This window comes from Stutzerimonas sp. Brlt_14, assembly GCF_051948915.1.
In the GTDB taxonomy this organism is placed as follows: Bacteria; Pseudomonadota; Gammaproteobacteria; order Pseudomonadales; family Pseudomonadaceae; genus Stutzerimonas; species Stutzerimonas stutzeri.
Genome location: NZ_JAYJLM010000008.1, coordinates 48,974 through 64,782, shown reverse-complemented (window position 1 = coordinate 64,782; position 15,809 = coordinate 48,974). Strand labels below are relative to the sequence as shown.

14 protein-coding genes are annotated in these 15,809 nt (G+C 64.9%); 8 read left to right on the top strand and 6 right to left on the bottom strand.

What is annotated here, in order from left to right:
• Positions 1-71 precede the first annotated feature (71 nt).
• The 6 genes from argJ (at position 72) to VF716_RS19055 (ending at position 6,921) form a co-directional block, all read left to right on the top strand.
• A complete protein-coding gene (gene argJ / locus VF716_RS19080) occupies positions 72-1,289 on the top strand; it encodes a bifunctional glutamate N-acetyltransferase/amino-acid acetyltransferase ArgJ (RefSeq protein WP_279645038.1) in 1,218 nt (405 codons plus the stop codon).
• A 137-nt stretch (positions 1,290-1,426) separates the two neighbouring features.
• Entirely contained in the window at positions 1,427-2,368 is a 942-nt protein-coding gene (locus VF716_RS19075; RefSeq protein WP_017246099.1) for a Nudix family hydrolase, read from the top strand.
• A 173-nt stretch (positions 2,369-2,541) separates the two neighbouring features.
• Positions 2,542-3,105, top strand: a complete 564-nt coding sequence (ahpC, locus tag VF716_RS19070) for an alkyl hydroperoxide reductase subunit C (RefSeq protein ID WP_003284760.1) — start codon at positions 2,542-2,544, stop codon at positions 3,103-3,105.
• 120 nt (positions 3,106-3,225) lie between these two features.
• On the top strand, positions 3,226-4,788 hold the full coding sequence (gene ahpF / locus VF716_RS19065; RefSeq protein ID WP_264885136.1) for an alkyl hydroperoxide reductase subunit F: 1,563 nt from the start codon (positions 3,226-3,228) through the stop codon (positions 4,786-4,788).
• Between the two features lie 227 nt (positions 4,789-5,015).
• The gene (locus VF716_RS19060) at positions 5,016-6,143 is read left to right on the top strand and encodes a DUF3182 family protein (RefSeq protein WP_026012564.1); all 1,128 of its coding nucleotides are present in this window, start codon (positions 5,016-5,018) and stop codon (positions 6,141-6,143) included.
• Positions 6,130-6,921, top strand: coding sequence for an alpha/beta hydrolase family protein (locus VF716_RS19055; protein ID WP_013983743.1), 792 nt, complete (start codon positions 6,130-6,132; stop codon positions 6,919-6,921). The genes VF716_RS19060 and VF716_RS19055 overlap by 14 nt, the downstream gene beginning before the upstream one ends.
• A gap of 16 nt (positions 6,922-6,937) precedes the next feature.
• Here the strand turns inward: VF716_RS19055 and VF716_RS19050 are convergent, their stop codons facing one another.
• The 5 genes from VF716_RS19050 to VF716_RS19030 are packed head-to-tail and all read right to left on the bottom strand — an operon-like array spanning position 6,938 to position 12,506.
• Positions 6,938-7,966, bottom strand: coding sequence for a hypothetical protein (locus tag VF716_RS19050; RefSeq protein ID WP_026012565.1), 1,029 nt, complete (start codon positions 7,964-7,966; stop codon positions 6,938-6,940).
• Positions 7,959-8,549, bottom strand: coding sequence for a cob(I)yrinic acid a,c-diamide adenosyltransferase (locus VF716_RS19045; protein WP_019406959.1), 591 nt, complete (start codon positions 8,547-8,549; stop codon positions 7,959-7,961). The genes VF716_RS19050 and VF716_RS19045 overlap by 8 nt, the downstream gene beginning before the upstream one ends.
• Positions 8,550-8,562: 13 nt before the next feature.
• Positions 8,563-10,578: a sensor histidine kinase gene (locus tag VF716_RS19040; RefSeq protein ID WP_108242211.1), complete on the bottom strand. Its 2,016-nt coding sequence runs from the start codon at positions 10,576-10,578 to the stop codon at positions 8,563-8,565.
• 46 nt (positions 10,579-10,624) lie between these two features.
• Positions 10,625-11,536, bottom strand: coding sequence for a putative 2-dehydropantoate 2-reductase (locus tag VF716_RS19035; RefSeq protein WP_014597480.1), 912 nt, complete (start codon positions 11,534-11,536; stop codon positions 10,625-10,627).
• A 4-nt stretch (positions 11,537-11,540) separates the two neighbouring features.
• The gene (locus tag VF716_RS19030) at positions 11,541-12,506 is read right to left on the bottom strand and encodes a response regulator (protein ID WP_014597479.1); all 966 of its coding nucleotides are present in this window, start codon (positions 12,504-12,506) and stop codon (positions 11,541-11,543) included.
• Between the two features lie 150 nt (positions 12,507-12,656).
• Between VF716_RS19030 and VF716_RS19025 the strand changes: the two genes are divergently transcribed.
• On the top strand, positions 12,657-13,136 hold the full coding sequence (locus tag VF716_RS19025; protein ID WP_011914241.1) for a YajQ family cyclic di-GMP-binding protein: 480 nt from the start codon (positions 12,657-12,659) through the stop codon (positions 13,134-13,136).
• 89 nt (positions 13,137-13,225) lie between these two features.
• Positions 13,226-14,050, top strand: coding sequence for a mechanosensitive ion channel family protein (locus tag VF716_RS19020; protein WP_011914240.1), 825 nt, complete (start codon positions 13,226-13,228; stop codon positions 14,048-14,050).
• Between the two features lie 49 nt (positions 14,051-14,099).
• On the opposite strand, the gene VF716_RS19015 is transcribed toward VF716_RS19020, so the two are convergent.
• Positions 14,100-15,800, bottom strand: a complete 1,701-nt coding sequence (locus VF716_RS19015; RefSeq protein WP_440552850.1) for an AmpG family muropeptide MFS transporter — start codon at positions 15,798-15,800, stop codon at positions 14,100-14,102.
• Between the last annotated feature and the right edge of the window lie 9 nt (positions 15,801-15,809).

Sequence of the window (15,809 nt, the reverse complement as noted above, 5' to 3'; positions counted from 1 at the left end):
CCTGTGCCGCTCGCGGCGTTTTTCTCCCCGTCACCTGGCCTGTTGGCCACCACTGTCTGAAGGAGCGTCCCATGGCTGTCGGTCTTGGTCCTTTACCTACGCTGCACCCGGTTCCCGGCTTCGAGCTGGGCATCGCCTCCGCCGGCATCAAGCGCCCCGGCCGCAAGGACGTGGTGGTGATGCGCTGTGCCGAAGGCTCGCGAGTGGCTGGAGTGACCACCACCAACGCCTTCTGTGCCGCGCCGGTACTGATCACCCGCGAACGCATGCACGGTCCGGTGCGCTACCTGCTGACCAACACCGGTAACGCCAACGCCGGCACCGGGCCGCAGGGCCTGGCCGATGCCCGTCACACCTGCGCCGCGCTGGCGGCAATGACCGGTGTCGACGAGACTGCCGTGCTGCCGTTTTCCACCGGCGTGATCGGCGAACCGCTGCCGGTGCAGAAAATCGAGTCGGCACTGCAGGCCGCGCTCGACGACCTCTCGCCCGATCATTGGGCCGAGGCCGCGACCGGCATCATGACCACCGACACCCTGCCCAAGGGCGCCAGCCGACAGTTCCAGCACGACGGCGTCACTGTCACCATCACCGGTATCAGCAAGGGCGCCGGGATGATCCGGCCGAACATGGCGACCATGCTCGGTTACATCGCCACCGACGCCAAGGTCGCCGGCAACGTGCTGCAGGATCTGGTGCGCGATGCGGCGAACAAGTCCTTCAACCGCATCACCATCGACGGCGACACGTCCACCAACGACTGCTGCATGCTGATTGCCACCGGCCAGGCGGCGCTGCCGGAGATCGCCTCCGCCTCCGGCGAGCTGTTCGGCAAGCTCAAGCAGGCGGTGCTCGAAGTGTTCATGGAAGTGGCCCAGGCCATCGTCCGCGACGGTGAGGGCGCAACCAAGTTCGTCACCGTGCAGGTCAACGGGGGTGGCAATCATCAGGAATGCCTGGATGTCGCCTACGCCGTGGCCCATTCGCCACTGATCAAGACCGCACTGTTCGCCTCCGACCCGAACTGGGGTCGCATCCTCGCCGCCGTCGGCTACGCCGGTGTGCCGGAACTGGATGTGAGCAAGATCGACGTGTTCCTCGGCGAGGTCTGCATCGCCAGCCAAGGCGGACGCTCGCCCAGCTATACCGAAGAGCAGGGCGCCGCGGTGATGGCGCGAGAAGAGATCACCATCCGTATCGAACTGGGCCGCGGCAGCTGCAGCGAGACCATCTGGACCACCGACCTGTCCCACGAGTACGTGAAGATCAACGCCGAGTACCGCACCTGACGGCGACTGGTAGCCTCCGTTGCGCGAGCGTCTCGCAGCGGATGGCCGGTGATTGGCCAAAGTGCGACGACAGGATGAGCCAGGTGTGGCCGGCTCTCCCGGCCCAGGGCGCAAGCTAGCCGACAGGAGATGCGGGAATGAAGCGAGTTCATGTCGCTGCAGCGGTCATTCGCGGCGTTGAAGGCGCGGTGCTGATCGCCAAGCGACCACTCGACAAGCATCAGGGTGGCCTCTGGGAATTCCCGGGCGGCAAGGTCGAGGCAGGTGAGCAGGTCGAGGCGGCGCTGGCGCGCGAGCTGCTGGAGGAGCTGGCGATTCAGGTCACGGCGGCTCGCCCGCTGATCCAGGTGCGTCATGACTACCCGGACAAGCATGTCCTCCTGGACGTCTGGGAGGTTACTGCATTCATCGGCGAGCCGCATGGTGTCGAAGGGCAGCCGTTGAAGTGGGTGCCGGCCGATGAACTCGCTGCTTATCGCTTTCCTGCGGCCAATCGGCCGATCGTCGCTGCCGCCCGCCTGCCCCAGCGTTACCTGATCACACCGGATGGCCTGTCCGCCGAGCGGCTGCTCGACGGGCTAGCACAGGCGCTCGACGCAGGTTTCGAGCTGATTCAGCTGCGTGCACCTTCGCTCTCATCGCTCGACTATCGATCGCTCGCCGAGCGGGTGCTTGCCCTATGCGCAGGTCGTGCGCGGGTCATGCTCAAGGGACCTCTGGACTGGGCGAGCGACTTTCCGGATGCCGGTTGGCACCTGACGGCGGAGCAGCTCCGACTGTTCGATGGCGCTGCTCGCCCTGTAGCGGGTGAGCGCTGGCTTGCAGCCTCGTGCCATGATGCAAGAGAGCTGGAACTGGCCACGGCATTGGGAGTAGATTTCGTCACGTTGTCGCCGGTGCAAGCCACTGCCAGCCATCCGGATAGCTCACCCTTAGGTTGGACGCGTGTCGCGGCGCTGTTGGCAGGGTTCAATCAGCCGGTTTATCTGCTTGGGGGACTGGGCGAAGCGGACCTCGATCACACGGTGCGTGTTGGTGCTCAGGGTGTCGCTGCAATCCGATCCTTCTGGCCAGATTGAACCATGGCCGGCGTGGCTGGTCACTGGCGTAGCTGTCGCCGCATACACGCGCGATCGGATGTTTCACTGATAGATATATGTAATCGGTGCTATTCCCTTAATCAATAACGTTATGCGTCTGGTTGCGCTATCGTAGGCCCCGTCAAATTCTTAACCCGCTAAGGAGTTAGTAGATGTCCTTGATCAACACTCAGGTCCAGCCTTTCAAAGTCAACGCCTTCCACAACGGCAAATTCATCGAAGTCACCGAAGAGTCCCTCAAGGGCAAGTGGTCCGTGCTGATCTTCATGCCGGCTGCCTTCACCTTCAACTGCCCGACCGAGATCGAAGACGCTGCCAACAGCTACGCCGAGTTCCAGAAGGCCGGTACCGAGGTGTACATCGTCACCACCGATACCCACTTCTCGCACAAGGTCTGGCACGAAACTTCCCCTGCCGTTGGCAAGGCGCAGTTCCCGCTGATCGGTGACCCGACTCACCAGCTGACCCGCGCTTTCGGTGTGCACATCGAAGAAGAAGGCCTGGCTCTGCGCGGCACCTTCCTGATCAACCCGGAAGGCGTGATCAAGACCGTCGAGATCCACTCCAACGAGATCGCTCGTGACGTGTCCGAGACCCTGCGCAAGCTGAAAGCCGCTCAGTACACCGCCGCTCACCCGGGCGAAGTCTGCCCGGCCAAGTGGAAAGAAGGCGAGAAGACCCTGGCTCCGTCGCTGGACCTGGTCGGCAAGATCTAAGGCTTCGCCTATCTGCCCTGCGTGCTGGGGGGCTGGTCAAAGCCCTCTGGCAACCCAACGCCTGGACGCGAACCGTCCGGGCGTTTTATTTCCTGAATTCCGTACGGGGTACCGCTGCTCATGTTGGACACCAATCTCAAGACCCAGTTGAAAGCCTACCTGGAGAAGGTCACCCAGCCCTTCGAGATCGTCGCGTCCCTCGATGACGGCGAGAAATCCCAGGAGCTGCTGAGCCTGCTGCAGGACATCGCCGGCCTCAGCGACAAGATCACCTTGAAGACCGACGGCGACGATGCGCGCAAGCCGTCGTTCTCGCTCAACCGCATCGGCGGCAACATCAGCCTGCGTTTTGCCGGCATCCCCATGGGCCACGAGTTCACCTCGCTGGTGCTGGCCCTGCTGCAGGTCGGTGGCCACCCGTCGAAGACCGCACCGGAAGTCATTGAGCAGATCAAGGCGCTCGACGGCGACTACCGCTTCGAAACCTACTTCTCGCTGTCCTGCCAGAACTGCCCGGACGTGGTCCAGGCGCTGAACCTGATGGCCGTGCTCAACCCGAACGTCAAGCACGTGGCCATCGACGGCGCGTTGTTCCAGGACGAAGTCGAAGCGCGGCAGATCATGTCGGTGCCGAGCATCTACCTCAACGGCGAGCTGTTCACCCAGGGCCGCATGAGCGAGGAAGAGATCCTCGCCAAGCTCGACACCGGTTCCAGCGCCCGTGATGCCGAGAAGCTCAAGGCCAAGGACGCCTTCGACGTGCTGGTGGTCGGCGGCGGCCCGGCCGGCGCCGCAGCGGCCATCTACGCCGCGCGCAAGGGCATCCGCACCGGCGTCGCGGCCGAGCGCTTCGGCGGTCAGGTGCTGGACACCATGGCCATCGAGAACTTCATCTCGGTGAAGGAAACCGAAGGCCCGAAACTGGCCCGCGCGCTGGAAGAGCACGTGCGCGAGTACGAGGTCGACATCATGAACCTGCAGCGCGCCAGCCAGCTGATCCCGGCCGGCGAAGACGGCTTGCATCGCGTCCGGTTCGACAATGGCGGCGAGCTCAAGGCCAAGACCCTGATCCTCGCCACTGGCGCGCGCTGGCGCGAGATGAACGTGCCCGGCGAGCAGGAATACCGCGGCCGTGGCGTCGCCTACTGCCCGCACTGCGACGGCCCGCTGTTCAAGGGCAAGCGCGTGGCGGTGATCGGCGGTGGCAACTCCGGCGTGGAAGCGGCCATCGACCTGGCCGGCATCGTCGCCCACGTGACCCTGCTGGAATTCGGCGAAGACCTGCGTGCCGACGCCGTGCTGCAGCGCAAGCTCAACAGCCTGCCCAACGTCCGCGTGCTGAAGATGGCGCAGACCACCGAGGTCAAGGGCGACGGCCAGAAGGTCACCGGCCTGGTCTACAAGGACCGCACCAACGACGAGGTGCACAACGTCGAGCTGGAAGGCATCTTCGTGCAGATCGGCCTGCTGCCCAACAGCGAATGGCTCAAGGGCACCCTGGAGCTGTCGCGTTTCGGCGAGATCATCGTCGACGCCAAGGGCCAGACCAGCATCCCCGGTGTGTTCGCCGCCGGTGACGTGACCACGGTGCCGTACAAGCAGATCGTGATCGCCGTCGGCGAAGGCGCCAAGGCCTCGCTGAGTGCCTTCGATCACCTGATCCGCACCTCCGCGCCGGCCTGATCGGGGCTCGGCAAACAAAAGGGGAGCAACCTTGAGGTTGCTCCCCTTTTTCGTGGGCGATTCTTCGTGGGTGACAGGGGGCAGGGCGAGTGCCCGTCCCGGCTGAGGATCATTGCGTGCTGGCTGCGGTCTACTCCGGTACACCGTGCTACCGCTCAGGTGGAAGCGAACGCCACGGCTTTGCCACTGGCGTGCATGTCGAGCAGTCCATGGAGCTGTCCACGAAGATGATGAATGCGCAAACGCTGCAGGGGTCTCGCAGGGTCGTGCTGACCTATCCCAATCGCCCGCGCGAGCCGCAGCACGAGAAGATTGTCCACGCCGCGTTGGCCGAACGCCTGGCCGTGTTGCTGGGCCTGAGTTACGGCGGCGAATACGATCCGACTCGCCGCTACGACGCCCATCCTTACCTGGTGCCGTCGGGAACCGTTGTCGGTCTGCACGAGGCCCACGAGCTGGGGCTGAACGAAGAGGGCGACCTGTTCGGCGGCGTCGTGCCGCAGCCCTTCGTCGAGACCAAGGCCATCACCCATCCGCTGGTGCGTCCGGACGCCGTGGCGCCGGTCGGCTGGTCGCGCGATTTCGGTACCCAGGTCAAAGGCAGCGTGCTGGCCGGCTACAGCGCGTTCAGCCTGGAGGATGCCAGGGACGCGGGGCGACGGCTGTTGCATGAGGGGGCGGTGCGGATCAAACCGGTCCGCGCGACGGGCGGGCGCGGCCAGCTGCGCGTTGACGACAGCGATGCCCTCGACCAGGCGTTGTTCGCCCTCGACGAGAAGGAGCTGGGTCAGTACGGCGTCGTGCTCGAAGCTCATCTGGAGCGCGTCACCACCTTCAGCGTTGGTCAGGTACGTGTCGGCGGGCGTCTGGCCAGTTACTACGGTACCCAGCGACTGACCCGCGACAATGCCGGCAACGAGGTCTATGGCGGCTCGGATCTCGTGGTCGTCGATGGTGATTTCGAGGCGCTGCTGGCACTGGACCTTCCGGAAACCACGCGCCTGGCAGTCAGCCAGGCACAGGTCTACGACGAGGCAGCTTCGAGCTGCTACCGGCACTTTTTCGCCTCGCGGCGCAATTACGACATCGCCCAGGGCATCGACGGGCGTGGCCAACCACGTTCCGGCGTACTCGAGCAGTCCTGGCGCATCGGCGGTGCCAGCAGCGCCGAGATCGCCGCGCTCGAAGCATTCAGGCGGGGCAGTGGGGTGCGTGCGGTAAAGGCCTCTTCGATCGAACTCTATGGTGAACAGCAGCAGGTGCCGGCCGGTGCCCAGGTGCTGTATCGGGACGAGGACGCCGAAGTGGGCTTCATCACCAAATGCGTAATGGTGGAGGACTATGGCGACGCATAGCGAGATGGTGAACATCCTGGTGGGCGACGAGCACATCGCCGGGACCTTTCTGTCACCGCCGGAAAAGATGCCCGGCGTACTGTTCGTGCATGGCTGGGGCGGTAGTCAGCAGCGCGATCTGACGCGCGCGCGGGGCATCGCCGGGCTCGGTTGCGTCTGCCTGTCGTTCGACCTGCGTGGCCATGCGCAGACCCGGGCACAGCAGGAAACCGTGACCCGCGAGCAGAACCTCGACGATCTGCTGGCCGCTTACGACCTGCTCGCCCAGCACCCGCATATCGACCCTTCGGCGATCGCTGTGGTGGGTACCAGCTATGGCGGTTACCTGGCAGCAATCCTCACCTCCTTGCGCCCAGTGAAGTGGCTGGCGCTGCGCGTGCCTGCGCTGTACCGCGACGAGGAATGGCAGGTGCCCAAGCGCCAGCTGGACCGCGAGGTACTCAACCAGCTGCGCAGCCGCCGCGTGCGGCCCGAGGAAAACCGTGCACTGGCGGCCTGCGCGGCATTCCGCGGCGACGTGCTGATCGTCGAGTCCGAGCACGATACCTTCGTGCCTCACGAAACGATCATGAGCTATCGCGCCGCCTTTCATTCCACTCATTCACTGACCCATCGGATCATCGATGGCGCCGACCACGCGCTGAGCAGTGAGCGCTGCCAGGAGGCCTATACGTCCATCCTGGTGAACTGGGCGACCGAAATGATCGTCGGCGCGCGCCTCGACGAGAAGTCACCGATCGGCTTCAAGCCGGTCGAAGAGGGCGAGGCGGGCGGCTGAGCGACGGTTGTCCGCTTCAACCCGGCGGCGTGGCGGGCGGTGTCGGGCCGACGAAGCGGCTCCAGCGGCGGTCGAGAACCTGTTGCTTGAGCACCTCGATCACATCCACCAGCAGCTCCTCCAATGCCAGATCGGTGTGCTCGTCCTGATAGACCCAGGCATCGAAGAACTCGTCGGCGAGATTGGCCGCCAACGCCTGGAACTGCGGGCCGCGCATGCCCTCCACGGCGCCCTGCATCAGCCGTGCGGCGATATCGCCGAGGGCATCGTCGAGGGTGCTGGCCAGGCGATTGCCCAGCGGCAGGCGGCGCAGGCTGTGCATTTCCGGATTGTCCTGCAGCGCCTGGTGGATCAGCTGGCTGACGTAGCCTTCGATGGCGCCGCGATTGTCGCGGTAGCCGGTTTCCAGCATGCCTTGCAGGCGCCGCGACAGGTCGTTGAGCACGCGCTGCTTGCGCGGTCGCACCACCTCCTGCAGAAGACGCCGCGAGAGGTCGTCGCTGGCGCCGATCTCCTGCTGCAGACGGCCGAACAGGCGCACCATCACCCGGTCGGAAAGCTCTTCGATCAGCAGGTAGTAATAACGGCTGAACAGCCCATAGACGGCCCACCGGCGCATGTCGATCAGGCCCAGACGCTGCAGGCGAATGAGCAGGCTGCCAACCCGCAGTACCCGCAGCCAGCGTAACCCCGCCAGTGGAATGCAGCCGAGCACGTCATACCAGTGAGCGAACGGGTAGTAGTACCAGCGCGCATAACGGCGCTCGAACAGCGCGACCGTCCAGCCGAGCAGCACGTCGAGAAGGAAGACCGCGACGAAGGCCAGATCGATGTACTGGAAGTTGGCATGGATGCTTTGCTGATAACGCTCGTGGAGCTGCGGCACCAGGCTGGCAAGGGCCGTGTTGACCGGCTGCAGCGCGAACAGGCTATCGAACAGGATCAGCGCCAGGTTCACGCAGACCAGCAGGACGATGAAGGCTTCCCAGGCGGCATGCAGCCCGTCGCGCCGTCGCGCCTGTTGATCCACGCGGTGCTCAGTCATCCGCGCCGGCTGCCGCGGCGGCGGGTTGCCAGAGGATCTCGCCACACCCCTGGCGCCGCGCAATCAGGCGGGCGGCGACGAACAGCGCATCGGACAGCCGGTTCAGATAGGCCAGCAGCACCGGGCGCACGGTTTCGCTGGCATTGAGCTGCTGGCAGCGGCGCTCGGCAGTGCGCGTCACGCTGCGGCACAGGTGGGCGAGGGCGATGAGTCGCGAACCGCCCGGCAGGATGAACTCCTTGAGCGGGCCCAGCTCCTGGTTCCAACGGTCGATGGCCTGCTCCAGGCGCTCGATCTCGCTTTCCTGCAGCGCCTGGTAGTCGGGCATCGCCAGCTCGCCGCCAAGATCGAACAGGCGGTGTTGGCACGGGCCGAACACGCTGATCAGCTCATCGAGCGCCGGCCACTGCACCTGCGCATCGGCCAGCTCGGCAAGCAGCAGGCCGAGCTGGCTGTTGAGCGTATCGACCTCGCCCATGGCCTCGACGCGGGGGTGATCCTTGGCGACCCGACGGCCGTCGCCCAGGCCGGTTTCGCCGCTGTCGCCGGTGCGGGTGTAGATCTTGGATAGTCGATTGCCCATGGTTTTTCCTTGTTCAGGTCGCAGTCGGCTCGACGGGCGAGCTTAGCGGCAGTCGCAGGGTGAAGGTGGTGCCGTGGCCGGGTTGGCACTGCACCTCCATCTGACCCTGGTGATTGTTGGTGATGATGAAATACGAAACGGAAAGGCCCAGTCCGGTTCCCTGGCCGACTTCCTTGGTGGTGAAGAAAGGTTCGAAGATGCGCTTGCGCACGTTCTCGGGGATGCCGCCGCCGTTGTCCTCCACCTGGATTTCCGCCCATGGCGGGTTCAGTCGAGTGCGCAGGATGATGCGTCCACGCTCCTGAGCCTGGTTCTGGTGGATTGCCTGGGCGGCGTTCTTCAGCAGATTGAGCAGGACCTGTTCCAGCTCGTTGGCGATGCAGGGCACCCGATCCACGCGCGGGTCGAAGTCACGGACGATATCGATGGCCTTGAAGTCGAAGCCTTCCATCAGGGCGAAGTCGTTTCCGGCGATCTCCAGTGCCTGGTCGATCAGCACCGGCAAATGGCAGTCGGCCAGTTGGCGGTTGCTCATGCGACTGAAACTGAGCATGTGGCTGACGATCTTCGCGGCCCTCGAGCCGGCCTGCTGGATACCATCGAGCAGCTGCGGCACCTCGCGGCGCTGCAGGTACTGGTTGACTGCTTCCAGGCGCACCCCGGTTTCTTCCGCCGCCTCGCGATTGCGCTCGAGCTCGGCGGAGAGCCGGCGACGTATGTTCTGGGCGTTGTGCAGGATGGCGCCGAGGGGGTTGTTGATCTCGTGAGCCATGCCGGCTGCCAGGCTGCCCACCGAAAGCATCTTCTCCGACTGCACCATCATTTCTTCCATGTTGATGCGCTGGGTGATGTCGTCGATGCGGATCACCACGCCACGACCGCCGCCGCCGGTCAGTGGATAGCAGGTGAGCGCGTAGTGGTGTGGCTCGTCGTTGCGCAGCCAGGTCACTTTCTCGATCTTTTCCACCACATGCTGCTCGGAGCTGCGGCGGATCTGCGTGAGGAAGGGCTTGAGCGGCTCGAAGGCGACGAATACCGGCTGATTCAGCGCATCGTCCAGCGGCGTGCCGGAAAGGGCGCTGGCTTCCTGATTCCATTGGGTGACGTAGAGCTGCTCGTCGAGGGCGATCAGCGCCGAGGGCATCGAGTCGATGATGCTATTGAGGTATTTCTGGAAGCCGGTGAGCTTCTGTTCGATCTTGCTGCGCACCTGCACTTCCAGCTCCAGTTTACGGTTGGAGTGGCGCGTTTCCTCGGCCAGACCCTGGGCATGGTCGAAGGCTTCCTGGGCATCGTCGCGGGCGCGCTTGAGCTGCTGCTCACGGGCTTCCATGCGCGACAGCATGGTGTTGAAGGCATCGGCGAGGCGACCGATCTCGTCCTGGTTGCCGGGCTTGGCGCGCAGGGAATAGTCCTCCTCGCGGGTGACCTGGCGCGACAGCGCCTCCAGATCGCGAATCGGCCGGGTAATGAGCTGGCGGATCTGACGCGCCACCAGAATCCAGAGCAGCAGACTGGCTACCAGGATGGCCAGGCTCGCCGTCAGCGTGCCGGTGTAGAACGCGCCTGGCAGTTCGCTGCTGGCCACCATCAGCAGATGCCCGGCGCTGCCGTCCGCTTGCGGTAGCCTGACCAGCAGGTTGGCGCGGATTTCGCCAGCACGCCAGTCGGCGACCTTGTCGATCCGCTCCGGCAGCCGCAGCCGCTCACCCTGCTGCAGCTGCGCAAGGCTGTTGCCGTCGCGGTCGTAGATCACTGCTGCGCGCAGCGGAGCATAGCCGTCCAGGCGCCTGAGCAACTCGCTGGCTGCCTCGGGCGAGGACAGGGCGCGGCTGCTCAGCTCCTCGGTGGCGAAAAGTTCGCCAAGCGTGTGCATGGCTTGCGGAGCGACGCTCTGCCGCGAGATCCAGTAGGCGGCACTGATGAAGGTGAGGTTGGATACCAGCAGCACGGCGGCGAGCAGGACGAGCAGGGCGAGCAGCAGCTTGCGGCCGACCGGGAGATTTTCGAGGCGCTGACGCAGCTTCATGGAACGGGCACGGCTTGGCGGAGGGTTTCAGCAGGGTAGCCGTCGCTCAGTCCGTGGGCAATCCGCGCAGGCCGAGGTACTCGCTCAGACGGTCATGCAGATCGTGCAGCCTCGGAACGGCGACGCCCAGCGCATCGGCGGTTGTGCAGGCATGGCCAAGCAGGTAGGCGATTTCGGTGCGGCGGCCGAGCCGGACATCCTGGTGCATCGATGAGTAGTTGGCGGCGGTCGCTTCGACTACTCGCCACACGTCGCTTTCCAGCTCCTCGGCTGCCGCGTGCTGGCCGCAGGCAGCGAGCAGCCGCGAGAGTTCGTTGCAGAGCGCGGTGAGCAGAGCGCGGTGCTGGCGCAACTCGCCATTGCGGCAGTCGTGGAGGACGGTGAGCGGATTGATCGCGCAGTTCAGCGCGAGCTTGCGCCACAGTCGGCCGAGGATGTCGTCGCTCCAGGCATTGGGGATGCCGGCCCGGTCGAGTTCACCCAACCATCCGGGGGCGCAGCCGCCATCGGGGTCGCCCAGCCAGTTCTGTCCGCGGCCGGCGAACACGACGCGCGTCGGTCCGTCCCGGTAGGCGCCTTCGGTGCTGGAGACGAATATGCAGCGTACCAACGGCCACCGCTCGGCAATGGCCTGCTGGCTGCCCAGGCCGTTCTGCAGCAGGAGGATCTCGCAACCGGGCGCCAGGCGGGCTTCCAGCTGCGCGATGGCGGGCTCCGCATCGTAAGCCTTGCAGGCGACCAGCAGGCGTTGGATAGGCATGGGGGCGTCCGGCAGTTCCGCCGTGATCGCCTGCCGGCTGGTCTGGCCTGCCTCCTCGAGGGTGAGGCCGCCGGCCTGCCGGTAATCGGCGAGGCGTTCGGCCGAACGCAGGATGATACGTACCGGCAGCCCCGCTCTGGCCAGACGGGTAGCCCAGAGGCTGCCGAGCGCGCCTGCGCCGAGAACGTGCCAGGTCATCGCCTCAGGCCGGCTGCTTCAGGCGCAGCGGAACGATACGCCCGGTGCTGTAAGCGCTGGGCAGCAGGGTTGCCGCACGTTCGATGATGGCCTGGGGCGTCACCGGCAGCGCTTCGGCGTCGAGGCTGACCAGGCTGATGCCGGCCTTGATCGAGACGAAGCCTTCGCTGGTCTTCAGCGCCCGCAGGTTGAGCCCTTCGTGCAGGCGCTTGAAGCTGCTCGGCGAGCAGCCTTTCAGATCGTCGATCAGCGCCAGCAGCCCGAACTGCTTTTCGTCGATCCGGCACACCACATCCAGCGGCCGGACCAGCTGCTGCAAACGCCCGGCGATGGCACGCAGGATCTCGGCATAACCGGCTTCGCCGTAACGTTCGTTCAGCACTCCGGCGTCGGGCAGGCCGATCTGCAGGTAGCACAGTGCCGTGCCGCGGCTTTCCACCTGACGCAGGCTGGCGGCCAACTGCTGGTGCAGATAGCGGGCATTGCCCAGTCCGGTCAGCGGGTCCAACAGGCTCTGCTGTTCAAGGCTGGCGACGTTTTCCGCCAGTTGGTGATTTTCCTGCTTCAGGCGCTGCAGGGAGGCGCACAGGCGGTCGGCTGCGTAGATGCGCGGCAGCAGCTGCTCGTTCATCGTCGACTTGCTGATGAAGTCGTCCACGCCGTGGTCGAAGGCCTCGCCGAGGGCATTTTCGCTCTCGCGACCGGTGAGCAGGATGATGTAGCTGTAGTGGCCGCTGCTGGCGTCGCGCTGACGAATCTGGCCGGTGAGCTCCAGGCCGTCCATTTCCGGCATCAGCCAGTCCGCCAGCAGAACGTGGGCGGGACGCTGGGCGTGCTGCGCGAGGGCATCGGCAGCGCTGCTGGCGAAGCGTACGTCCTGATAGCCGGCTTTGCTCAGCGCGCGGCCGATCATGACGCTGGAGAATTTGGCATCGTCGACGACGAGGATGCTCAGCTGGGGGTTGGGCATGGCGAGCTCAATGAGTTGGAGGGGGACGTCCTGTCACTCCGGGGGCGGGCGCTGACACGTCGAATCGCTATAATGACCGCGCTTTCTTACCCGTCAAGACACGCGCGCTCGGCTCATGCGGCCCGTCGCGCAACATAGTGGAGGAATCCCATGCCCTCGTTCGACGTGGTGTCCGAACTGGACAAGCACGAAGTCACCAACGCGATCGACAACGCGATCAAGGAACTGGATCGACGTTACGACCTGCGCGGCAAAGGCAGCTTCGAGCAGAAGGACCTGACCGTGCAGCTGACGGCAGAAGCCGAGTTCCAATTGGAGCAGATGCTCGAGATCCTCAAGTTGAGCCTGGTCAAACGCAAGATCGATATCCAGTGCCTCGAAGTCAAGGATGCCTACGCTTCCGGCAAGACCATGAAACAGGAAGCGGTGCTGCGCGAAGGGATCGACAAGGAGCTGGCGAAAAAGATCGTCGCCCATATCAAGGATGCCAAGCTCAAGGTGCAGGCAGCGATTCAGGGTGAACAGGTCCGCGTGACCGGCAAGAAGCGCGACGATCTGCAGGAGGCCATCGCCCTGCTGCGTGGCCACGAGTTCGGCATGCCGCTGCAGTTCAACAACTTCCGCGACTGATTCCCGCCGCGCTTCGGCGCACGCATCAACCCCCCGCTTTCCTCGGTGTCCCGGCTGCGCGGACACCGATCCTTCGAAGGAGTATCTCCATGGACCTCTCCGTCGACTATCTGGTCGATCTTTCCGAAGCCTGGCTGCCGGTCGCACTGCAGTACGGCGCCCAGGTCACGCTGGCACTGCTGACCTTCCTGTTCGGCTGGTGGCTGATCAACACCCTCACCGCCAAAGTCAGCAGTCTGCTGCAGCGCCGTCAGGTGGACCCGACCCTGCATGGCTTCATTGGCAGCCTGGCCAGCGTGGTGCTCAAGGTGCTGCTGCTGGTCAGCGTGGCATCGATGATCGGCGTCGAAACCACCTCGTTCATCGCCGTGATCGGCGCCGCGGGTCTGGCCATCGGCCTGGCATTGCAGGGCAGCCTGGCGAACTTCGCGGGTGGCGTGCTGATCCTGCTGTTCCGTCCGTTTCGCGTTGGCGAGTGGATCGAGGCGCAAGGTATCGCGGGCACCGTCAACTCCATCCAGATCTTTCATACGGTGCTCAAGACCGGAGACAACAAGACCGTGGTGGTGCCCAACGGCGCGCTCTCCAATGGCCATATCACCAACTTTTCCCGTGAGCCGCGCCGCCGTGCCGATATCAACATCGGCATCGATTACAGCAGCGACATCAAGCTGGCCCGCCAGATCCTGCTGGAAATCGCCGAGGACCCGCGAGTGTTGCGCGAGCCCGAGCCGGTGGTATTCGTGACGGGGCTCGGTGACAGTTCGGTGAACCTGTCGTTGCGCGTCTGGGTGGCGACCGCTGACTTCTGGCCGGTGACCTTCAGCTTTACCGAGCAGGCCAAGGAGCGCCTGACCGCCGCGGGCGTCGGGATTCCATTCCCGCAGCGCGTGGTGCACCTCGTGCAGCATTGATCACCCTTTGCAAACGAAGCGAAGCCGGCATCTGCCGGCTTCGTCGTTTTCAGCTGCGCTCCGAGGCGCCTTCGCCCTCGCCGTCAAGCGGCTGCTGGCGAGTTCGGGTCCATTGCCAGGCGATCAATACCAGCGTCGGTATGCCGAGCAGGGCGGTGACCAGGAAGAAGTTGCTGTAACCCAGGTGCTCCACCATGACGCCGGAATACCCACCGAGCAGGCGCGGAAGCAGCAGCATCAGCGAGCTGAGCAGCGCGTACTGGGTCGCCGAGAACTTCAGGTTGGTCAGGCTCGACAGGTAGGCGACGAACGCGGTGGAGGCCAGACCGCCACTGAAGTTGTCGCAGGAGATGGTGACGATCAGCATCTGCAGGTTGGCGCCCATCTCCACCAGCAGCATGAACATCAGGTTGGTGGCGGCCGATGCCGCACCGCCGATGAACAGGATCGGCAGGATGCTGAAGCGCACGATCAACAGGCCGCCAAAGGCCGCGCCGAGCAGCGTCATCACCAGCCCGAACAGCTTGCTGACGCTGGCGATCTCGTCCTTGGAGAAGCCCTGATCGATATAGAAGACGTTGGCCATCACGCCCATCACCGTGTCCGACATCCGGTAGGTGGCAATCAGCCCGAGCAGTAGCAGCGCCTGCCAGCGGTAGCGCACGATGAAGTCGGTGATCGGCGTCAGTACCGGCCCCATCAGGATGCGCCCGGGCGCCGACAGGCAGCCCCAGCAGATCAGCAGGTACATGGTGCCGCGCGGCCAGTAGCCGCCCCAGTAGGACTGGAACATGCCGGTGGTGGAAACCATCAGGATGATCAGCACGATCACCGATACCGCCTGGTGGGCGAAGTCGAAGCGTGTCGGCCGCTGGCGCGCCTTGGCCTGACCGAGAATGTGGCGCACCGGGACGAACAGCGCGCGGCCCACCGGCGATACGCTGCCGAGAATGAACAGTGCGTACAGTGTGGCGCGCGGCCAGGCCTGGGCGATCAGCGCGTTGATCATCGCCGGCACCGAGATCAGCAGCACCAGCAGCAGCCCGACCGCGGCCAGCTGATGATTGAAGGTGTAGCGCGAGGGTTCGTTGGGTAGCGGCGCGGCGACGTCCGGCTCGCGGATCACCAGGCTGGTGATGAGGCCGGGCAGGATCAGCAGGGCGAACACCAGGTAGGTGGCGGTCCAGGCCGCCTGGTTGTAGTCGAGGCTGCTCGAGCCCAGCCATTCGGCGAGAAACAGTGCGCCGGCGCTGGCCAGCAGCATGGCGACGCGATAGCCGGTCATGTAGCTTGCCGCCAGGGTCGCCTGCAGCTTGTCCTCGGCGATTTCCAGGCGGTAGGCGTCGATGGCGATGTCCTGGGTCGCCGAGGAGAAGGCCACCACCACCGCCAGGGCGATGAGCATGGTCAGGTTGTACTGCGGATTGCACAGCGCCATGCCCACCAGGCCGATGGCGATCAGCGCCTGCGACAGCACCAGCCAGGAGCGTCTGCGGCCGAGCGCGCCGATCCATGGCAGGCGCCACTGGTCGAGCATCGGCGACCAGACCCATTTGAAGGCGTAGGCCAGGCTGATCCAGCTGGCGAAGCCGATGGTTTCCCGCGAGACGCCCGCTTCGCGCAGCCACACCGACAGCGTGGAGAACACCAGAACGGCAGGGAGACCGGCCGCGAACCCCAGCAACAACAGGGCCAGCGAGGCGGGGCTGGCGTAGGCGGCTAGCGCATCGCGCCAGGTATCACGGGACATACATCAAGG